Source organism: Bartonella harrusi (assembly GCF_024297065.1).
GTDB lineage: Bacteria > Pseudomonadota > Alphaproteobacteria > Rhizobiales > Rhizobiaceae > Bartonella > Bartonella harrusi.
Genome location: NZ_CP101114.1, coordinates 338,333 through 360,694, shown reverse-complemented (window position 1 = coordinate 360,694; position 22,362 = coordinate 338,333). Strand labels below are relative to the sequence as shown.

Annotated in this window: 16 protein-coding genes, 2 tRNA genes and 1 pseudogene; 5 read left to right on the top strand and 14 right to left on the bottom strand. The window is 37.3% G+C overall.

Annotation, left to right across the window (positions count from 1 at the left end; genetic code table 11):
• Positions 1 to 317 precede the first annotated feature (317 nt).
• The 3 genes from NMK50_RS01680 to NMK50_RS01670 all read right to left on the bottom strand — a co-directional run bounded on the left by NMK50_RS01680 (position 318) and on the right by NMK50_RS01670 (position 3,424).
• Complete coding sequence (locus NMK50_RS01680; protein ID WP_254770620.1) at positions 318 to 602, bottom strand: hypothetical protein; 285 nt, start codon at positions 600 to 602, stop codon at positions 318 to 320.
• A 1,523-nt stretch (positions 603 to 2,125) separates the two neighbouring features.
• Positions 2,126 to 2,202 (bottom strand) — tRNA-His (locus NMK50_RS01675).
• Between the two features lie 136 nt (positions 2,203 to 2,338).
• Positions 2,339 to 3,424, bottom strand: coding sequence for a quinone-dependent dihydroorotate dehydrogenase (locus NMK50_RS01670; protein ID WP_254770619.1), 1,086 nt, complete (start codon positions 3,422 to 3,424; stop codon positions 2,339 to 2,341).
• 590 nt (positions 3,425 to 4,014) lie between these two features.
• Between NMK50_RS01670 and mscL the strand changes: the two genes are divergently transcribed.
• Positions 4,015 to 4,428: a large conductance mechanosensitive channel protein MscL gene (gene mscL / locus NMK50_RS01665; protein ID WP_241438199.1), complete on the top strand. Its 414-nt coding sequence runs from the start codon at positions 4,015 to 4,017 to the stop codon at positions 4,426 to 4,428.
• A 2-nt stretch (positions 4,429 to 4,430) separates the two neighbouring features.
• Here the strand turns inward: mscL and NMK50_RS01660 are convergent, their stop codons facing one another.
• Both NMK50_RS01660 and NMK50_RS01655 read right to left on the bottom strand, forming a co-directional pair.
• Positions 4,431 to 5,810 carry a sensor histidine kinase gene (locus tag NMK50_RS01660; RefSeq protein WP_254770618.1) on the bottom strand — a complete coding sequence of 460 codons (1,380 nt, stop codon included), beginning with the start codon at positions 5,808 to 5,810 and terminating at the stop codon, positions 4,431 to 4,433.
• 1,088 nt (positions 5,811 to 6,898) lie between these two features.
• Positions 6,899 to 9,427, bottom strand: a complete 2,529-nt coding sequence (locus tag NMK50_RS01655; RefSeq protein WP_254770617.1) for a DNA translocase FtsK — start codon at positions 9,425 to 9,427, stop codon at positions 6,899 to 6,901.
• 433 nt (positions 9,428 to 9,860) lie between these two features.
• Between NMK50_RS01655 and NMK50_RS01650 the strand changes: the two genes are divergently transcribed.
• The 3 genes from NMK50_RS01650 to rpoH all read left to right on the top strand — a co-directional run bounded on the left by NMK50_RS01650 (position 9,861) and on the right by rpoH (position 13,372).
• Positions 9,861 to 11,291, top strand: a complete 1,431-nt coding sequence (locus tag NMK50_RS01650) for an aldehyde dehydrogenase family protein (protein ID WP_254770616.1) — start codon at positions 9,861 to 9,863, stop codon at positions 11,289 to 11,291.
• A 26-nt stretch (positions 11,292 to 11,317) separates the two neighbouring features.
• Entirely contained in the window at positions 11,318 to 12,316 is a 999-nt protein-coding gene (locus tag NMK50_RS01645) for an RluA family pseudouridine synthase (RefSeq protein ID WP_254770615.1), read from the top strand.
• A gap of 162 nt (positions 12,317 to 12,478) precedes the next feature.
• A complete protein-coding gene (gene rpoH, locus NMK50_RS01640) occupies positions 12,479 to 13,372 on the top strand; it encodes an RNA polymerase sigma factor RpoH (protein ID WP_254770614.1) in 894 nt (297 codons plus the stop codon).
• A gap of 147 nt (positions 13,373 to 13,519) precedes the next feature.
• Here the strand turns inward: rpoH and NMK50_RS01635 are convergent, their stop codons facing one another.
• The 3 genes from NMK50_RS01635 to NMK50_RS01625 form a co-directional block, all read right to left on the bottom strand.
• A complete protein-coding gene (locus tag NMK50_RS01635) occupies positions 13,520 to 14,947 on the bottom strand; it encodes a hypothetical protein (RefSeq protein ID WP_254770613.1) in 1,428 nt (475 codons plus the stop codon).
• A 240-nt stretch (positions 14,948 to 15,187) separates the two neighbouring features.
• Entirely contained in the window at positions 15,188 to 16,477 is a 1,290-nt protein-coding gene (locus NMK50_RS01630) for an adenylosuccinate synthase (protein WP_254770612.1), read from the bottom strand.
• Positions 16,478 to 16,867: 390 nt separating this feature from the next.
• Positions 16,868 to 18,031 carry a phosphoserine transaminase gene (locus NMK50_RS01625; protein WP_254770611.1) on the bottom strand — a complete coding sequence of 388 codons (1,164 nt, stop codon included), beginning with the start codon at positions 18,029 to 18,031 and terminating at the stop codon, positions 16,868 to 16,870.
• Between the two features lie 389 nt (positions 18,032 to 18,420).
• Between NMK50_RS01625 and NMK50_RS01620 the strand changes: the two genes are divergently transcribed.
• Positions 18,421 to 18,496: transfer RNA gene (locus NMK50_RS01620), tRNA-Phe, on the top strand.
• Positions 18,497 to 18,574: 78 nt separating this feature from the next.
• On the opposite strand, the gene NMK50_RS01615 is transcribed toward NMK50_RS01620, so the two are convergent.
• From NMK50_RS01615 to NMK50_RS01590, 6 genes and pseudogenes are all read right to left on the bottom strand, one after another.
• On the bottom strand, positions 18,575 to 18,799 hold the full coding sequence (locus NMK50_RS01615; RefSeq protein ID WP_254769724.1) for a helix-turn-helix transcriptional regulator: 225 nt from the start codon (positions 18,797 to 18,799) through the stop codon (positions 18,575 to 18,577).
• A 230-nt stretch (positions 18,800 to 19,029) separates the two neighbouring features.
• Positions 19,030 to 19,383, bottom strand: coding sequence for a DUF488 domain-containing protein (locus tag NMK50_RS01610; protein ID WP_254769725.1), 354 nt, complete (start codon positions 19,381 to 19,383; stop codon positions 19,030 to 19,032).
• 59 nt (positions 19,384 to 19,442) lie between these two features.
• Positions 19,443 to 20,065, bottom strand: a pseudogene (locus NMK50_RS01605) (lambda exonuclease family protein).
• Position 20,066: 1 nt separating this feature from the next.
• Entirely contained in the window at positions 20,067 to 20,828 is a 762-nt protein-coding gene (locus tag NMK50_RS01600; RefSeq protein ID WP_254769726.1) for an ERF family protein, read from the bottom strand.
• A 496-nt stretch (positions 20,829 to 21,324) separates the two neighbouring features.
• Complete coding sequence (locus NMK50_RS01595; protein ID WP_254769727.1) at positions 21,325 to 21,756, bottom strand: hypothetical protein; 432 nt, start codon at positions 21,754 to 21,756, stop codon at positions 21,325 to 21,327.
• Positions 21,753 to 22,352, bottom strand: coding sequence for an LbetaH domain-containing protein (locus NMK50_RS01590; protein ID WP_254769728.1), 600 nt, complete (start codon positions 22,350 to 22,352; stop codon positions 21,753 to 21,755). The genes NMK50_RS01595 and NMK50_RS01590 overlap by 4 nt, the downstream gene beginning before the upstream one ends.
• Between the last annotated feature and the right edge of the window lie 10 nt (positions 22,353 to 22,362).

Below are 22,362 nucleotides of genomic sequence, written 5' to 3'. Positions count from 1 at the left end.
AGTTTTCTTGCCCACCTACACCAATGAGGTCATCACTCTCCTCTTTTTGAATCGTGAAACAAAATGATTTACCATGAGCGATAAACCATCTGCTCAAAGCCCAGCTAGCTTAAACTCATAGCATTCTAAACCTTTAGGCTCGCTCTGCTCCCAAAGGGGGCATAGTCAGATATATCACTTCCGTCACATTCACGCGCTAGGACAAAAAAATCTGAAACTATGAGGCAACACTGCGTTTATATGCAGCGTTGTTGTTAGGAATAAGCTTCTATTGAGATAGTTCTGATAGGAGGCATCCACAGCTAATGGTATAGGGATTAATTTGGATTCTTTCGAAATGTTATATATAAATTTAATGTGCCTCCCCACAACACACCACCAGTGAATCCACTTAAAAAACCAAAAAGAAGTTTAAAATCAAATGCATATTTCAAATCATGTTCAACATTGAGAAAAACAATCAATGGAATTTGATGAAAAAAGCGATAAGAATAAATATCAGCGTCAACGGCGTACCAGGCCAAATAACTAAATTCGTTCCCTCTTTGATTTTTAAACGCGGAGCGGCACGCCAGAGCAAAACCAGCCAACGCCAAAGCCAATTATCAGCCCCGCCAACATTGAGATTGCTCACCAGCCTAGGAACGCCAGCTTTTTAATCACATCGCTTCCGCCCAAAAAAAGAAAGATTAACGGCAATAGAAAAAGTCGGTTAACCTTCATTTCCCTATCTTTCAATGCGCTTATTCCCTTCGTAATGAGAAAAATAAGCAAAACCTAGGCCCATAAAGGAGTTCCGGTCAGAATGTTAAATAATGACATATTACGCTCCATGATGTTTGACGCGATAAAAATATTGCATGATGTGAGGAAGATATTTAGAAAAAAGAATACCAGCACAAATTAAACCCATAGTGCCCCACCAAAGCTGGGGGATTCATGCAAAAAAAGCCGCTATAAGAGCATTGGCAAAAAAGATGATTACCCGAATCTATGGAATATATTTATTGATGAGATAAAATAAGATATGTTTGCGTTTTTCTTCAAAAACACCAGCACTGGAATAAAAAATGGTAAAGGGTTTCTTTACCAGCAAGCTAATCAATGAAACCAGAGCAAGTGACAGATAGTAAAAAACTGTGGGGTAGTTCAGTAAAAGTGTAGACCATCCAGCGAAACAATTAACAAACAAGACAATCACTGTCAGAATTTTAGTAATGATCACAGGTTGTCCCTGTCGGACGATTTTAATATTCACAGCAATAATGGGCAATAAAATCACAGTTAAGACGAGAAAGCGTTCGACCAGAGTTAAAACGTTTCCATTGATAACTTCAAGAGTAAATACTCCACAAAATAAAAGCGATTATTATGTTAAACATGGTGCATCCTCCTTTTATATTTGATAGAAAACTTACCGCAAGTGCTTCGTTTTTTTAGTTTCCGTATGAATAAAACGCCACCTAGTTCACACTCTGTATCCTGTTTAATGGTCAACTGATAGGTATTTCCCAGATAAACTGCTTCAATGCATTTTTCCATTCAAACTTAAACTTCTCAAAATCATTGTCGATATATTCACGGCATAGGTTTAAAAGCTAATCTATATCCAGCTTGCCCTCCCTAAAACATTGCGGAAAGGCGGCCTTTAACTTATCTATGTCTTGCTCTTGTGGGCTTTGGTTCAAGCCCTCTATCTTCTTCTCATCCGCTATAATCGTCATATTGGTGCTCCCCTACGCTAGAATAAAGATAAGATGCTATATTCTGCCATAATGATAAATTTATGCTTAATAAACAGTTGGTTATATGCGACTTCTAGTGTCTTCTCAATAAAGTTCGTCGGTTCGTCTCTTATCTGCACCCCATGAGGTGTATTCAAACTTCAGAAAGTGCTATTTTTATAACAGATTGAAAAAAAAGGGGGAAATGAGCCGAGACCTTCTGCAAAAAAGTCTCCGCTCTTTTAGACAAATTGGTCATTTTTGGAAAAAAACGCATAAAATCACCCGCGCAAGGTCTTTGCTCTGTGACGGCTCAAACGCAACAAAAGCCAATAACTGCGGCTTCTAACCACAGCAAAAATCGCACTAAATGAGAATGAGAAAAGTTGTAACAAGATAAATGGTACGGTTGGTGGGATTTGAACCTACGACCTCTGGTGCCACAAACCAGCGCTCTAACCAACTGAGCTACAACCGCATAAAAAATAAATATACCATAACTGTTTACTATTTCATAAACACTTATTCTCTGTTTGTGTGACATAAGGAAGATCAAAAGAGTTTGCAAGCCCCTTTGAAAAAATCCTGCATTTTTTATCAAAAAAAATCCTTTACTAAGGAAGAGCATGCTTTGCCCAATGTTCAACACGATGATCACGATAAGCTTTTATATTTTCAACCCCATCTTGTTGTATCAATTGCACAATCTCTTTCAGAATCGCTATAACAAGGCTAGGTCCTTCATAAATCATTCCACTGTATAACTGGACCAAATCCGCACCAGCTTTCACTTTTTCCAAAGCCGTTTGTGCATCCTTTATACCACCAACGCCAATGATTGCAATCTCCTTACCTAATTTTTGACGCATTTTTGCAAGCACAATAGTAGAGCGCTCAAAAAGTGGACGCCCAGAAAGCCCCCCCTCCTCACCACTTAGTAGACTATTTTTAAGTCCTTGGCGTGAAAGAGTGGTATTGGAAACAATCAGACCATCAAAATCAGAAAGCTTCATTTCTTCAGCGATATCATCCAATTCTTTTTCTGATAAATCAGGCGCAATTTTTAAAAAAATGGGAACGGAAAATCCATGCTTTTTCTTTTGTTCATCACGTGCCTGTGAAATCGCATTTATCAAAAAATGTAAACTATCACGAGCCTGTAAAGCGCGTAAACCTGGTGTATTAGGCGAGGAAATATTAATCGTAAAATAATCAGAAATATCATAAAAATGAGCAATTCCAGAAGTATAATCGCTAATTTTATCAATCGTATCCTTATTGGCGCCAATATTGATTCCTATAATGCCTGTCTTTTTATACGTGCGAAGTCTACCATAAACAATTTTATGCCCATCATTGTTAAAACCCATTCTATTAATAATCGCTTCATCTTCTTTTAAGCGAAAAAGCCGCGGTTTAGGATTTCCCTCTTGGGGCTTTGGTGTAACGGTACCAATTTCAGTAAAACCAAATCCTAAGCGAAAAACAGCATCAACAACCTCTGCATTCTTATCAAACCCCGCAGCAAGACCGATAAAATTTTCAAATTCAAGACCTGCAACAGTCACACACAAACGCTTATCAAAAACCTTTTGACAACTGCTCAACCCACTTTTTAATCCCATAATCGCTAAACGATGTGCATATTCTGGGTCTAACATAAATAAAGCAGAACGACCAATACAACGAAAGAAACTCATCAATCCTTCTCCAAAATAAAACTCATCCGCTGCACCTCATATAAACTCTTAACACAAAAGATCGCCAATAAAGATAGCATATCATCTAAACAAGAATGTTTATCATACGACAAGAGAATTTATAATACCTTCGCCATTACATTTATTTTTGCGTACATTGAACAAAAAAGAGCCTTTTGGTCTTTGAAAAAACTTTCTTACTCTCTCAAAATTGTTCAAATATTAAATCTGTAAAAAACAAGAATCCCGCAAAATAGATCTCTTTTTTTCAATATGTTGTCATAAAAAATTGATAACATTTTTATCAATCAAAAACGGTTCCCTCCTTTTGTTTAAAAAGGAGTTAGAACTTTTTTACGAGAAGCGTTCCATCACTTTGCTCTCTCTGAAGATCCCCTTCATTTTAAAGCCAAACAGGACTGACCCATGCAATAGATTTTAGACTTTTTAATATGCCAAAATATTTTTGGGCAGGAATTTTAATTTTTGTAATATAATGGTTAGAAAGAAAATAAAAATCGCTCTTTTCTTTTTTATCAAAAGCGGTAATTAAAATTATCATATGTCTTTTATATGAAGGGGAAGATGTAATGCTTAAAGAATTCAAAGAATTTGCCCTAAAAGGTAATATGATTGACCTTGCCATCGGTGTGATTATAGGGGGAGCCTTCGGTAGCTTAGTCAATTCAATTGTCAATGATATTTTTATGCCAATCATTGGACTTATTACAGGCGGAATCGATTTTTCGAACATGTTTATCCAGCTTGCCGGTGAAAAACAAGCGACATTAAGTGCCGCTAAAGCAGCGGGAGCAACCATTAGCTACGGCAACTTTATCACTTTGCTGATCAATTTTCTTATTATCGCTTGGGTCCTTTTCCTGTTTGTTAAAGGTATGAATAAAATACGCAGGAAACAAGAAGAAGAGGAAAGTTCAAAAAAAATGTCTTTAGAAGAACAGCTTCTATCAGAAATCAGAGATCTTTTAGCCAAGAAAAAATGAATTTATTCTTGACTCTCCTCATGGAACACAGGAAAAAACATTTCCACAGTTGTTCCATGATTGGGTTTTGAAAATAACAAAAATTGACCACCACTTTCTTCTACCATTGCCTTGCACATTGGAAGTCCCAAACCCGTTCCCCTAAAGGCGCTATCACCAGATCGTCCGTCTTTGCGCTTTACCTGACCATACGGTTGCAATGCCTGCATAATCTCTTCATCACTCATTCCTATACCGTTATCACTCACTGAAATCTTTACACGTTGTTTTTTTCTATAAGAAACGTGAACAATAATTTGCCCTCCCGATGGGGTAAAACGAATGGCATTAGACAGAAGATTCCATATAATTTGCCGAAATGTCTGTTGTGATACACCAATAAATGGTACATGAACTGGAGCAGCAATACGCATGATAATGCCATTATGATTAGCCTGTGTTTCAAGAAAAGCCACACTCGTTCGTAAACACGCTATCACATCAAATGCTTCAGTTATAAGAGGTTTTTTATTCTGCTTATTTAAATCAGAATAATTTTTTTTTGAGTATTCTAGTAACTGATTCACCAGCGATAATATATGTTTTCCAGATGCAATAATATCGCATAAATACCCACGATACCGTTCATTGTCGATCGTCCCAAAACGCCCCTCTCTCATAATTTCTGCAAAACCAATGAGAGCATTTAAAGGCGTTCGCATTTCATGAACAATTCCAACCTTTTCATTCTCTTCTGTTTTTATATCCACTGATAGAATTGCTCGTGGCAAATTATGCACTATAACAGCATAATTGTCTTGCCGTGCCAAAGGCACAATCGTTATAGAAACCGTTATATTTTTCTGACTTTTCGTTACTAACTCAACTGTCTCCCCACGATTAAAAATCGGATTTTTTCCTTTCACACGGATTAATTTAAAATACTCCTCAATCAAAGAGCGACTTTGCAAAGTCAGTAATGATGAGAATGATTGTGCCTGCAATTCTTTGATCTCATAGCCAGTTAATGTCAAAGCAGTTCTACTGACCGCTTGAATGAAGCCCTGTCCATCTAACCAAAATATACCATCAGTCGCTGTATCCAATAATGATAAAACAACTGCTGGTTCTTTTATAAGCGTTTGTTCTATAGTATTTTCCGACAAATCCTGTGTATTTGGCAATAGCTCTATCGCTTTTTTATCAGAATGCTCACATTCTAAAGATGAATGCAATTCTCCACGCAATCGCTGTGCAATTTCATGAAAAGCTGAACACTCTATTTCCGAAAGACTTGATCTGTTTGCATCCGAATTTTCATCTTTTTTCTCTTGTTCTTTTTCTTGCATCTTTAAAACACCAAAGCCATGAAATCTCTCAAGCGACACTCTTTCATCAAACATTGGCACAGCAGATCATTCAACATTTAAACCTTTCTGGATATCATCAACACTCCACTAAGCGGCCTATTCTCTCCAAAGTAAAGCGTCTTCAATCAAACTGCCTATATTTGATAACATTCATTCTTAAATCTACTGGTAAGCTTACCAAAATTAGACCAATAGAAGCCTCCCTTTTAGGCTATCCTTTAGAAACATCTCTAAATTAAACATTCTTATTCATTTTCCAAGCAAAACCATTTTAGCAAATGTTTCGGCATAAAATGAAAAAGTTTCTGTTTATTCTTCAACTGATCTGCTGTTCATGCTATGCACAAAATCAAAAAATGACTGATTTTATTTTTAAGCTAATAATACCAACCTGTATACATACACCTGCTATGTAATAAATATTTTGACTGTCACCTTACTATCAACCGTCTGTAGCAGAATTTTGACCGTTTCACCATGAAAAGAAAAAAGAGAAGAAGCCTTCAAAACTATTGCATGTTCATCAATTATTGTAACGAACATTCGTATCTCACCTAAGCTAGCAATAAGGGAAATATTTTCCCAAAAAATTTCCAATAATAAAGACCTTCCCTCAACCAATAATGTTAAGAGAGACTACAGAAAATTCAATAACACGCCTTTAAACCATCCAATGCAATGAAACTTGCACTTCTCGTATTCTTCACTCTCTTGTGATCATTTCTTTGATCTAAAAAACTTCTTTTCTTTTGTGCGGACATAAAAAAAAGCTCAAAAAATACGCTCCATCTCCGCTGAATCAAAGAAGATCTCTACACTCAGAGAAACAACACAAAGCCCTCTCTCAATCATATGTAGTTTTTTACATTTCAGATAATCTAAAAATGTAAAAAATATTTTCATCTCTTCTTTGTATGGTCTTATATTACATATCAGTCGTCTTCATACGAGAAATATTGCTTTTGTTTTGTCATTTCTCATTCATATTTTAATATTTCGTCGTTTGAAAATAAGCACAAAATAACAGCTGCTTTCATAAAATAAAACAAGCATCAACCATTTAAATAACGATCATCAGACATTTTAAAATTATGCATTTTTAAAATGTCTTACTTATTATTCTATTCAGTAACTAGAATTTCACGTTTTCCAACATGATTAGCGGCTCCCACAATACCTCTTTCTTCCATACGTTCCACAAGAGAAGCAGCCTTATTATAACCGATTGCAAGCCGACGTTGAATATAAGATGTCGAGCATTTTTTATCACGCATAACAATTTTTACAGCTTGCATATAAAGTTCTTCACCATCTTCACCAAGGTTTTCTTCCCTCAAAATTCCAGAAACTGAATCAGCCGCTCCATCCTCTTTATTTTCATCTTCACCATCTGTTACTGTTGCTAAATATTCAGGTTTTCCTTGCCTTTTAAGATGCGCAACAATGGATTCAACTTCTTCGTCAGAAACAAAAGGACCATGAACACGTACAATACGCCCACCACCAGCCATATGAAGCATATCGCCTTGACCCAAAAGTGTTTCAGCTCCTTGTTCTCCTAAAATTGTACGACTATCTATTTTTGATGTTACCTGAAAAGAAATGCGGGTAGGAAAATTTGCTTTAATGGTACCTGTAATAACATCAACAGAAGGACGCTGTGTGGCCATAATAAGGTGAATACCTGCAGCACGAGCCATTTGTGCTAAACGCTGAATGGCATTTTCAATTTCTTTCCCTGCTACCATCATGAGATCAGCCATCTCATCAACAATGACAACGATATAAGGAAGTTGTGTTAGATCCATTGCTTCTTCATGATAAAGCATTTCCCCACTTTCTTTATCAAAACCTGACTGTACAGTGCACATGATTGTTTCGCCTTTTTGTGCTGCAAGAGCAACACGTGCATTAAAACCATCAATATTGCGTACACCTAATTTAGCCATTTTACGGTAACGCTCTTCCATTTCACGAACCGCCCATTTTAAAGCTGTTACAGCTTTTTGGGGATCAGTTACAACAGGCGTTAAGAGATGTGGAATACCATCATAAACAGAAAGTTCTAACATTTTAGGATCAACCATGATCAAACGGCATTGTTGAGGAGTCATGCGATAAAGAATTGATAAAATCATTGTATTAATCGCAACAGATTTTCCCGATCCCGTTGTTCCCGCAACCAATAAATGAGGCATTTTTGCTAATTCTGCAATGACAGGTTCACCATTAATCCCCTTCCCCAAAGCAAGAGCAAGTTTAAACTGGCTTTCACGAAAAGAGCTTGTTTGGATTAATTCTCGTAAATAAACAGTTTCACGAACTGCATTTGGCAACTCAATCCCAATAACATTGCGTCCAGGAATCACAGCAACGCGTGTAGAAATAGCAGACATAGAACGTGCAATATCGTCAGAAAGATTAATAACCCGTGATGATTTCACACCAGCGGCAGGTTCAAATTCATACATTGTCACCACTGGTCCTGGATGAACATGGATAACTTCACCCTTAATACCAAAATCTTCCAAAACATTTTCCAAGAGTCCAGCACCACGCTCTAATGTTTCTTGCGATATCAGCGTCTCTTCATGCAAAACAGGTTCCTGCAATAAATTTATCGGAGGAAATTCATAAGTACCTTCATCAAAAGATTGAATATTTGATGTCAAAGCAGAATCATAGTTGCATAATGATGCACGAGCGGATCGAAAAACTTTTCCTTTAGGTTGCATTATAGAAAAGTCTTTTGAATCTTTGGCAAGACTTTCTGTTGTACAATCAACAATCTCATTGGCAACAATCTCATTGGTACTTTGTCTTTTTATAGGGGCTTCAATATTGTTTAACCTATCAGCAGAATCTTCAACCACAAGCTTAGAATGCCATTTTTGATTCTCTTTAACAGTATCATTCTTTGCATGCCTTAAATGAGAAATTTGCTCTATTCCCTGAATCTTCTCCGCTGGCAATTCTGATGTAATGGAATCGTAAAATTGCGGAAAACGGTATTCAAGAACACGATAAAGAGCAGTAATAGACTCATTAAAGGTGGAAGTTGTATCGGGGATAATCTCATTACTAATGCAATCAATCGATATTGTATCCTCTCCTAAAATTTTAGCATCAACCTGTTCTAATATAAAGGATCCACACTCAAAAAATGCGTCGTCAGAAAGATGAAAAGCAGGCTTTATCTTTTGCACCACATTTTCTGCTTGTAATGTCTGTTTGCCTTCTCCCTCCTCAAACGGCTTACAAACAGCTTGCTGTGACAATTCTTTCAAAACAGCTGCATAACAAACGGACGCTTTATTTGCTAGCGATTGAGAATTAATAACCCTCTTTGTGGAGTGGGGGCTTGTTGTGTTTTTATTGTCTACAATATTTGTAAGATTTTTTTGCTCTTTCTTTGTAAAAGCTTGAAATTGCTTGGCAAAAACTGGATCTGTTTCTATACGACGACGTAAAATCTCAACCTCTGGTGTTCGCGTAAAACGCACGTTTTTTCCGAGAGTGAATGCCTTTTTCCATACTTCCGGATAAGAAAATATCTCAGCAATCTTGGTAGATAAATCCTCTTCTGATGCACTTTGTGTACTCTTATCAGAAGAAGACGTCGAAAGAGATTTTGTTTTCAAATTATGCATGGTATCCAACAAACTTATAGCAATGGAAAAAGGGATTCTTCAAAAAGAATATAATATGAAGGTTAATAACCTTTTGCTAACTGTCATTTTTTAACAAAAAATAATGTCGTTATTTCTCTCACAGAGATTTTTTCCATCAATATTGGATAAATTACAAAATCATGATTTCATGCAGCTATACGTCATTTTTCGTGAAAAAAACTCTATGATAAAAAATTACGAAAAATTGCCCGTACTTCTCTTTTCTGCCTCTTTTTAAGCACAATAATATAAACGGTTACTCTCATATGAACTCTTTCTAATTCTTCATGCCTTTTTGTTATAAAATAAATCAATTGCTTATTTTTAATAAAATTACCCTTGTTATTCTGGTTTAAAAAGGTTCAAATAGAATAAAATTTAATAACATACAGAGAAATAAAGGGAGCTCATCATGTTGAATAAGAAGAAATTTTATATCAATAGTCTATGGGACGATCCAAGCACTCCTCATGATTTTCATGTCATTGATCCATCAACAGAAGAAGCTTGTGCTGTTATTAGCCTTGGAAGCAAAAAAGATGCGGATAAAGCCATTAATGCGGCTAAAAGAGCTTTTCAAACTTGGCAAACATCTCAGCCTAGTGAACGTCTTAAATTCGTTGAAAAAATTTTAGAAATCTATGAAAAACGCTCAGAAGAGATGGCAAAGATTATTTCAATGGAAATGGGAGCTCCGATTGATATGGCTCTCAATGCACAGACAGCAGCGGGCGCTTCCCATATTCGCAACTTTATCAAAGCTTATAAAGAGTTTTCATTTCAAGAGATTTTAGTAGAAGGAAATGAAGAAGCAATTCTTCATTATGATCCTATCGGCGTTGTAGGATTGATTACTCCATGGAATTGGCCCATGAATCAAGTAACTCTTAAAGTTATACCTGCTCTCTTGGCTGGCTGTACAATGGTTTTAAAACCCTCTGAAATTGCTCCTCTTTCCGCTATGCTCTTTGCTGAAATTTTAGATGAAGCTGCTTTGCCTGCTGGCGTTTTTAACTTAATCAATGGTGATGGAGCCAACGTTGGTTCTTACCTTTCTGCTCATCCAGAGCTAGAAATGATCAGTTTTACCGGATCTACGAGAGCAGGAAAAGATATTTCTAAAAATGCGAGCAATACTTTAAAACGGGTTTGTCTGGAACTGGGAGGTAAGGGAGCGAATATCGTCTTTGCCGATGCTGATACAGAGGCTGTTCAACGTGGTGTACGACATTGCTTTTATAACAGTGGACAAAGCTGTAATGCACCAACACGTATGCTTGTGGAACAAGCCCTCTATGAAAAAGCCATTCAAACGGCGAAAGATATTGCTGAACAAACAAAAGTGGGACCAAACCATCAAGCAGGAAATCATATTGGTCCAGTCGTTTCAAAACAGCAATACGATAAAATTCAAGATCTTATCCAATCTGGAATTGATGAAGGGGCAACTCTTGTTGCAGGCGGCATTGGTTTACCAATGGGAATGGAACGCGGTTATTATGTACGCCCAACCGTTTTTGCTGATGTGAAACCTCATATGCGTATTTTTCAAGAAGAAATCTTTGGTCCAGTTCTCTCGATTATTCCCTTTAAAACAGAAGAAGAAGCCATCGCTTTAGCTAATGACACACAATACGGCCTTACAAACTATATACAATCACAAGATCGTAGTAAATGTCGCCGTATCGCGGCACAAATACGGTCTGGTATGGTAGAAGTTAATAGATATGGATTACCGAGTGGTAGTTACTTTGGAGGCGTGAAATTTTCTGGACGTGCGCGTGAGGGCGGTCACTGGGGAATTAAAGAGTTTCTTGATACCAAAGCAATTTCATACTGGTAAAGATATTACAATTTAATAGGGATTGTATGATAACACAGCGAAAAACGGATGAGAGTGCTCTTGGGAAACGACTTGATCAGTGGCTTGCACAACAATACCACGATACGCTGTCACGTTCACGCCTGCAAACTCTTATCCGTGAAGGCTATCTTAAAATTGATGGTCAACTCATAAAGGAGCCAAAAACAAAACTAAAACCTCATCAAATTATCGAACTCACAATGCCACTCCTTCGTGATGCAGAACCTAGCGGTGAAGCCATTGCATTAGACATTCTCTTTGAAGATGATCACGTTATTGTCATTAATAAACCTGCTGGTCTTGTTGTTCATCCCGGCAATGGTCATTGGACCGGAACATTGGTGAATGCTCTTATCCATCACTGTGGGAATAGTTTATCTGGTATCGGCGGTTTTAAGCGCCCTGGTATTGTTCATCGTCTCGATAAAAACACAACTGGTGTCATGGTTGTCGCTAAAAATGACTTTGCTCACAAAAGCCTCAGTGGCCAATTTTCTGACCATGGACGTACCAGCGCATTAGATCGGCGTTATCAAGCCTTGATTTGGGGCAGACCTAGTCGGAATGTTTGGACCATTGATGCATGCCTTGGTCGTTCCCCCCATAATCGGATAAAACAAGCTGTCATCCATCACAAAAACACTCATGCACGTCATGCTGTTACACATTTTTCTCTTCTTGAAAAATATCAAACCTGCGTAGATACAACACCTTTTGCTAGTCTTCTGGAATGTCGTCTGGAAACTGGACGCACACATCAAATTCGTGTTCATATGGCTTATATTGGCCATCCTCTTATAGGTGATACCGTTTATGGAAATGCTTTTAAAACAAAATCAAATACGCTTAATCCCATTATTAAAAATGCAATCGATCAATTTAACCGACAAGCACTTCATGCAGCTAGCCTTACTTTTGAACATCCCACGACAGGTCAAATTATGTCTTTTTCTTCACCACTTCCTCAAGATATGGCTGAACTTATTAAGAATTTTAAAAGATAAATTGAAACTTTTAACCTGTTCAGGATTTCACAATTAGACGATCCAAATCTCTTTTTGAATAAAATGAAAAATTATGCTAGTATAAAAAGTGAGAGGGATGTTTATAATATCTGCAAATGGAATTTGCCTTATCAGGGAATTCATATAAAAGGAGGGTGCTCTATGGCCCACGTAAATCTACTATCCATAACGACAGGTGACGGAGGGTTGAATCGTTACTTGGAGGAAGTTCGTCGTTTTCCAATGCTTGAGCCCACAGAAGAATATATGCTGGCTCAGCGTTATCATGAACATAATGATCTCAAAGCTGCACACAAGTTGGTAACCAGTCATTTACGTCTCGTAGCCAAAATCGCAATGGGCTATCGAGGCTATGGATTGCCTATTGGCGAAGTCATTTCAGAAGGCAATGTTGGACTTATGCAGGCTGTTAAACGTTTCGATCCAGAACGTGGTTTCCGTCTTGCAACCTATGCAATATGGTGGATTAAAGCATCTATCCAAGAATATGTATTGCGCTCTTGGAGTTTGGTAAAAATGGGGACAACGGCTAATCAAAAGCGTCTGTTTTTCAATCTTCGTAAATTAAAGAGCAAACTTCAAGCACTTGACAGTGGTGATCTTAATGCAGAACACGTAAAAGAGATTGCAACAAAATTAAATGTCACAGAAGATGAAGTTATTTCAATGAATCGTCGACTTGGCGGTGATACTTCACTCAATGCGCCCCTTCGCACAAAAGAAGGTGAAAATGGTGAATGGCAAGATTGGTTGGTCGATGACTCCAATAATCAGGAACAGGTTTTACTAGAACAAAGTGAATTGGAAAATCGTCGCTCTATGCTCGTAAATGCTATGGATAATCTGAATGAACGTGAAAAGCGTATATTCAAAGCACGTCGTTTAAACGATAAACCTTTAACATTAGAAGAACTCTCTAGTGAATTTAATATTAGTCGAGAACGGGTAAGACAAATTGAAATGCGTGCATTTGAAAAAGTACAAAATGCTATCAAAGCTTCTGTCTTATCCCAAAATCAAATAGAAAGCCTTTAAAGTTAAATATACATCCAATTTTATTTGTGCATTCTTTAAAAGGGGCAACAGGAGTATGTTTGCCCCACATTGTTAAATTAGAGCGAAAACCGTTTTGATGAAAGGAAGTCTTGACGTAACATTTTCGTCTGCCAATATATCGATGTTTTATTTTTCCTGACCAAGAATTGTTCGCTTATCTGGTTGCGTAAGCCATTGTCCAATAACTTCATTAAAAATAGACTTCCCTATTTGTCCTTTTGTAAAGGTTAATTCACTTATACGTCCATTCTTATCAGTTAATACCACACGTATCCAATCCAATTCTCGCATCAATTGTAAATTTCGCTCAAGAAATGGTTGATTGCCGCTTAAAGCAACAAGAAAGAGATTATCGTCAATCTTTGCGGCAATAGCTCTTGTGAATGCCTGTCCAATGGATTGCTCACTTGCTTTAAAAGTAAATGCTTGGACTTTGCTTATCGCTTGACCGGAAAACTTATCAGAAGAAATAAAAATAAGATCCATAATATACGCAGCAGGAAAAGACACATCGGTATTACGACGTAAAATTAATCGTAATGATAACCCTTCATCTGGAATTGTTATATCACCTTGTATAGTTGATTCCTCTTCCCCCTCCTTTTCACGCGATTCCTTTATAAGTGTCCAATGAGCACTCCCTGTTGCCACTTTTTCTGCCTCGTAATTTGTACGCGCTTGATAAAAAATAGCTTCCCCTCGTTTTTCAAACGGTTGCAAGCTCCTAGAAACAACTGTTGAATTTCCTTCTTTATGAGAAGAATTGGCTGCTTGATTTAAACCAACATCAACTTCTCTCCCGTCCTCTAATAAACGTTTCGTTAACTTTTTATTAACCGAAAATGCCTTTGGTAAAGGATGAGAAACTTGCTGATTTTCTTCAGACAACAGATGATCATCTAAGACAAACATACGGATACAAACGAAATAGATACCTATCGTTAAGATGACAAGACTTGCAATAACAGCAGTAGTTATCACAATACGTTTTTGCATTGACGATCGATTAGCACGACGCAAAGCCTGAGAAAAAATATGTGAAACAATGTACGGATTATCTCCTTTCGAAACAGAAGCTAAAGGAGAAGCTTTTAATATATTGTCATCAATACGCTGAGAAGCTAAATAAGTGTCGATATTGACAGGCTCTGCGTCTGGTGTAACTGATACATAAGACTTATCAAGTGCTTTATTGTCCCCTGCACTTGTAATAGAAACCTGTCTTTCTTCCGTTTTCATCTCTGAAAATGTTTTATCTCGCTGTAAGATAGAACTTTGTGTATACTTATTAACTTTAGCACTCTTTGTAGGATTCCATCCAATAACTGAAGAAAGTGAATTCTTTTCAAGAGCTAAATATTCCTCTTCAACAGTTGCAATAGCACTCTGTAAAATCTTCCTTTGCCCATCGGCTATTTCTTGTGGTACTTTTGCTGTTGCAAACTGATGTTCAAGTGTTTCAATAGCCCGCTCATAAATCCGCTTACGCACTTGTAGTGTAACATTACTTTGCGCATTAATTGCCCTTTTTAAGATTCCAACGAAATCTACCATATCCTCTATAATCTTTCTCAAACTGAGAAAAACCCCAGCTCTCAGGCCCAAAATACCTTTATTTTAGCTTTTTTAATTAATTGCCATTTACATGGTACAACACTCATAATAATCTTCTAAAGTGAATATGAAAAATAAACAATGCTCTTCTGTTTCTTTCTCTCATTCATTCTCAAGCCTTTCTTTATAGAAAAGCACAGAGCGAAATCTACACTCTATACAGCAATTAAAAAATAATAATTATTTTTCAAAAGGATCCGTAATCAGGATTGTATCTTCACGTTCAGGGCTCGTAGATAATAAAGCCACGTGTGTATTGGTTAGTTTTTCAATATAGCGTATATATTTGATAGCCTGAACCGGTAAATCTTCCCATCTTAATGCATGCGCTGTTGCGTCCTTCCAACCTTCTAATTTTTCATAAATGGGCTTCACACGCGCTTGCGCCCCCATAGAAGAGGGTAAATAATCAATTCTTTTACCATCAAGCTCATAACCAACACAGATTTTAATTTCTTCTAAACCATCTAAAACATCAAGTTTTGTCAGGGCGATCCCTTGAACACCACAAATCGTTACCATTTGTCGTACTAAGACTGCATCAAACCAGCCACATCGACGTTTTCGCCCCGTTACAACGCCAAATTCATGCCCACGCATTCCCAGAAATTCGCCAATATCATTTATTTGCTCTGTCGGAAATGGTCCTTCTCCAACACGTGTTGTATAAGCTTTTGCAATACCCAAAACATAATGAATCACGTTAGGTCCCATACCTGAACCGGTACACGCCTGCCCAGCAACTGTATTGGATGATGTCACATAAGGATAAGTTCCAAAATCATTATCTAATAAAGCACCTTGTGCACCTTCAAAAAGAACATGTTTTCCCATCCGATAACTTTCATCTAAGAGGTGCCATGTACAATCCATAAAGGGTAAAATTTCATCTGCTACTTGCATCAACTCATCATAAAGTGCTTGAGAATTAATCTCTGTAACCCTCATCCCACGACGCAAAGCATTATGATGTCGCAAAAGTCGTTCGATTTTGGCCATAAGCGTATCAGATTCTGCCAAATCCATCACACGGATAGCACGACGTCCCACCTTATCTTCATAAGCCGGACCAATACCACGTCTTGTTGTACCAATTTTTAAACCCGATAAACCGCTTTCACGAATAGCATCCAAATCACGATGCAAAGAAAGAATTAAGGGAGCATTTTCAGCAATACGCAAAATATCCGGTGTAATTTTCACACCCTGCTCACGTAGTTTTTTTAATTCTGCCACAAAATGATGAGGATCAACAACAACCCCATTACCAATAATGGATAACTTTCCACGAACTAAACCAGATGGTAAAAGCGATAATTTATAACTAACTCTATCCACAACCAATGTATGGCCTGCATTATGCCCTCCCTGATATCTTACCACAACATCTGCACGCTCAGATAACCAATCTACAATTTTTCCTTTACCTTCATCACCCCATTGTGTACCAACAACTACTACATTGGTCATAATTTTCTCCGTCGTGTTTTGTCAAATAAAATCAGCATTCAAAAACAAATGCCTCTTATAACGAAACCTTAGAGCAAGCGCGACTCTTCATTTTAGCCTTTTCCAATCTTGGTTATTAAATTTTCATATTCATGATAATAATAAAGGAAAAAAATATAAAATATATCTCTATTTTAAATTTACCATTTTTCCGTAAAAGTAGAAAAATTTGGAACTTTTAATTGTTCCCTTAGCCAACACCTGATAAATTATTCATATTCCTCTCTTAATCTTTGATAATCTATGTGCCATTTACAGGTTATTACCGCATACAAGAATACGAAAGATCATCATCATCTCTCGTATTCTTCTTTTGGAAAAAAATATGTTATAAAAATTGCTAATCGTTAATTAAAGACGCGCTTTTTCGACCTGAAAGGCCCATTCAAGCCATTGTGTTAAAACTTCTAGATCAGAAACCTCAATTGTTATACCTGTCCAAATTCGAATTCCTGGAGGCGCGTCTCGATAAGAGCCAATATCATAAGCTGCCCCTTCCTCATCAAGACGATTCACTACTGCTTTTATAAAAGATACCCGCTCTTCAATATTCAAAGAAGTAATCACTGGGTCAACAATATTTAAACAAACAGATGTATTAGAACGTACTTGAGGATCTTTTGCCAAATAGTCTAACCACGGTGTTTTGCGAACAAAATCATCGAGTACAGAAAAATTTTTCTCAACGCGTGCCATTAATGCCCGCAAACCACCCTGCGCCTTTGCCCACCTCAATCCATCAAGAAAATCCTCAACACAAAGCAGAGAGGGCGTATTGATGGTTACTCCTTTAAAAATATTTTCAGTTAACTTTCCATCTTTTGTCATACAGAAAATTTGCGGGATTGGCCAAGATGGCACATAACTCTCAAGTCGTTCAACAGCACGAGGACTTAAAATCAACATACCATGAGCAGCCTCTCCTCCGAGAACTTTTTGCCATGAAAAAGTAACAACATCTAATTTTGAAAAATCAAGATTTTGCGCAAAAGCTGCTGATGTTGCATCACAAATTGTTAGCCCTGCTCTCTTTTCTGGAATGAAATCGGCATTAGGAATACGTACACCTGAAGTCGTTCCGTTCCATGTAAAAACAACATCACGATCAAAGTCAATTTGTGTTAAGTCTGGTAGTTCACCATAAGGAGCTTCAAAAAGACGCACATCAGAAAGCTTTAATTGCTCAACAACATCTGCAATCCACCCCGATCCAAAACTTTCCCACGCTGCCATATCAACGCCACGCTCACCTAAGAGAGACCATAAGGACATCTCAACAGCACCAGTATCTGAAGCAGGCACAATTCCTATACGATAATCAGAAGGGACTTCAAGAATCTCACGCGTTAAATCAACAATTTCAGCAAGTTTTAATTCTGCTTCTCTAGATCGATGCGAACGCCCAACTAATGCATTTTTAAGAACTTCAACAGTCCAACCAGGTCGTTTACTACAAGGACCTGAAGAAAAATTAGGATTATTTGGACGACAATTTGGTTTTTGAAACATTATCATTATTTCTCCCCTTATCAAATGGCTTGCCTTTCTTTAAAGAAAAGCTAATTATTATAAAGACTGTGCCAATAAGTCCCCTTAAAAAATCAAAAACATTTCCTCTTTATTGCATAAGCTTACAACACAAGGAAATCTTGTGAAAAATACCCCTCTCAATTACCTTTTAAAGTTTTTCTCTAGAAAGATCTCCTTGCGCTTTCATCACGATAAGATAACATTCTGACGAAAACACACTAACGTATCACAATATACCTATCAAGTTGATTTTACGAAAAGAGCCATTATAATTGCCAGAATACGGAAATAAACTTATAAAAAAGCAATTATTTTTTTTGATGACTAGACAGAGAAAATTTTAATGTTATAACCGCACATGGTTTGTAAAGTGTGCCCAGATAGCTCAGTTGGTAGAGCAGCGGACTGAAAATCCGCGTGTCCGTGGTTCGATTCCGCGTCTGGGCACCATTTATCATCCTCAACATATTGAAATATATAATTTTTTTCTTAAAAAAGCCAATTTCAGAGCACCTTTTAGACCACCTTCTACAGTTTATACAACTTTACCTCATTTGTTGTTATTTGCTGCTTATTTTTCTTCGGGGTAAAGGCCAAGATTTCTTTTTTTCTCCATCTTACCGCTCTCCCTAGCTTATAAGGCTCAGGAAACACCCCTTGAAACACCCAATTGCGAATCGTTGTGGTTGATACGCTAAAAAGCTCTGCACATTCGCGTGTTGTCACATATCTATCACCATCATCAAATATCATCTCATGACCTTTCACTCTTTTACGTTACATAATGGGCGGCCATACTAGGAAACATATGGAGCTTTCACATTTTTAAAAATTTGTATGCTTATTTTTTAGATATGCTTAATTTCATATTTCCAATCCTGTAATTGTGTAAGAGCCAAGGCTATTTGCCCTCTATGGCACATGCATACATTGGCTTCAAAACAAGTAATTGCAACGCGCTTTTTGTTTAAAAAGACTTGATATCATGTGTTTATTGCACACAAATGATTTTTGAGTGTTGTCTTTTGATATTCTTCAAAAAGACGTTCGTAATCTTTTTGTGTTTTCAAATTTTGTCGTTTTTCAGAGGCAATGCCAAGTTCAGGCATATGCATATATTCAATATTAATGTTGTTTACAGCTTTCTCCAATTGTCTTTTCGAAAACCCATGTTTTCTACTTATTGGATTTCTACGAACATCACATAAAGTTTTGATATTGTTTTCTATGAGACAATCAAGATAATTCTCAAGGGACTTTCCTTCATAGCCAATTGTAAAAAAACAAGCTTTCTCATCTTTAGCTGGGTGTAGGATACTCTGTTTGATATTACACACGTTTTACTTCCTTACATAATGGGTGTGGGTGCTGAGAGGAGGAGAGCACCCCCATAGGGTTATGCAGCTTTTGTCAAGATCTGCTTCATGTCTTGCTCTATTTCTGCTAAAAAGACCTCGACTGCTTTAGTAATCTGTTCAATTTGTTCATCATCACGGTGGATGCGTTGTATTTTATACGCAAGTGAGATGACCTCTCTACAAATTGTTGATTATAACTGATGAAATGACACCATTTGCGCCCTGTACAAGCCATTTGGAATTGCATCTGCACTCTGTATTCAGGCTTAATCTCGTCATACATAAAAAAACGAAGATGTGTCGTTGATTGTGGACATTTGACTTCAACTAAACCGTCTTCACCAATCAAACCATCCGGACTAGCCCCCGCCATTTTGATGGTAGGATGAGGTATAAAACCGCATTTTATGACATCGGCATCATAAATGAATTCATATTCTTTCAGGGCGTCCTCTTCATGTTCAATCCCCCATTGCATAGATGGTGTTATATAAGATTGGCTTATTTCCCCTGTTAAGCGTTCTGTCATGAGTTTCATTTTGTAGTCTTCATATTTGCTTGTCGGCAATCCTTTGGCTGTTCTACTGAGGACATTGTAAACATTAGACGCGGTAATTTTCCCTAATCTTGCTTGAAACCATTCTGCTGTTCTTTGTTCCATCTCACGCACCTAATCTTTGTTTTGCTTCAGAAGCTTGACGGTTTTGTTTTTTATACAAATTATTCAGGACGGTTTGCGCTTGTTCAAAAGTCATTTCGGAAATGCTATTTACATTTACAGAAGCCAACATTTTTGTTTCGTTTGCATTTGTTTTTTGGACTAATCGTTTAATGTCTGCCATTTGTTGAGGCGAAGCTGGTCCTGAGAGTTTTGTTTTGTTACCATCTGTATCATCTTCTTTGCTTGCGACATTGAGAAGCATGCCTAACAAATAGCGGCGCGCATAAGTGATGGTTGATCCTATGGATTGAATATCTGTTTTGTTGCCTTTCCCATCAAGAGGGAATGTTCCTTCTGTAGAGATTTTATTTCCTGATGGATGAACCAAAGTCATCTCTATAGTAACCTGTGCATGAGTTTGATTTTTAATACAGGAAAACAAAGCAAAATGATGTTCTTTTAGTGCCTCCTTGATACTCTCGATATAACAGTCGAGAGTAGCGTATTTGCTTAGGGTATAGGCGTTTGTGGATTTTGCTGTGATTTCCTTATATTTGGATTGCATATCTGAAAGATCAGAAACAAAACTTTTATAAAGCTGTCTATTGATTTCTTTTTCTCTCAAGGAGATAAGGCGTTCGAGACGATCCATATCAACATCATTTTCTAGGGCTCTTGTTAAAATGAGATCCATAGCTGTTTGTTTAACTGCTAAATTTGGATTTTCTTTAACTTCTGTTAGGTTCGTGTTTTGTTCATTCATTATGTTTTCCTCCATTGTGCGCAATTCACCCGTTGCGTGAATCACGCTTGTGTTAAAAGGGTCGTTGTTTGTTGCTAGAGTTTTGTCTTTACGGGTTGCACAATCCGATCAATTGGAATGCATTTTAGATATGAACAATGATCAGAATATAGCGTCAATATAAAACTTTCATCTGAGATTGGTGGTATCATTTCAAATCCAGTACACGCAAATGGTCTGAATTCGTATGAGAATGCAAAGCATTGCGATTTTTTAAGTTCCATTTGCACGACATTATCTTCATTTAAAAAAGCATCTACTTTCTCTTTCGAAATTATGGTATCTACATAGGGCTCGCCCTTATCTCCAGAAATAGCAATACAAAGTTCACCTGAATTGTGAGTGCTTCTCACAACCAGCTGCGAACACAAAGTAGGTTTAATTTCATATTTATACATGATTTATTGTCTCTCACCCGTTGTAATAATACTGTTTCCATGAACCTCTATGTTTGTTGTTAAATTTTTATGTCTTCAGGAATTCTCGTGTTGCCGCGAATATTAGCCAATCCACAAACCTTAGCATTTCTAAAAATCTTGACTTCATCACGGATATAAGCACTATCATAAACTTGTGCATTTTGATAAATGCGCACACTACCATAAACTTTAGCATTGCAATAAACTTTGGCATTGTCATAAACATAGGCATCGCCGCTAACATCGGCATCACCATAAACCTTAGCATCTCCCAAAACACAGGCATCACTGTAAACCTTAGCATCGCCTCCAACCCAACAATTACCTTCGTGACTGAGGTTCTTTTCCCTTTCTATCCAACCGCCTAAATCACCTTTTTTGACATCACCAAAGTCTTGCAATGCAAGGATACGGCGAAGAGTTCTACTAGAAACCTCTATTGTTTCACCTGTAAATTCGTATTTTTTCATATGGTTTTTTCTCCAGTTGAGATGGACTGATTGCCGCCAATACATGCGTTCCAACAGATACATGCATCTCCATAAATCTTTCCAAGAGCGTAAACCTCTGCCATACCCTTAACTTTTGCATTTTCATAAACTTCTGCATTATTATAGACACGTGCTTTGTTGTAAACTTGTGCATTTCCATAAACACGAGACTTGCCACAAACTACCGCATTACCGAAAACTTGTGCATTATCACAAACCATAGCATTATCAAGGACTTCTGCTTTTCCGTAAACTTTTGCTTTATTTAAAATACACGCTTCAGATTCAATACAAGCATTTCCAAAAACATTTGCATTGTCACTAATATATGCTCTGTCTGCAATGCGTGCTTTTTCAAATACTCTTGCATTACCGCAAACTTTAGCATTATGAGAAACACAAGCATCATCCCCAACCCAACAATCCCCCTCATGGCTTAAATTGCCTTCATGCTCTATAAAACCGCCTAAATCACCTTTTTTTACATCACCAAAGTTTTTCAATGCACGGATACGGCGAACCTTACGCCTATAAACTATATCGATTGCATCAGTGAATTCGTATTTCTTTTCCATGATGGTCACC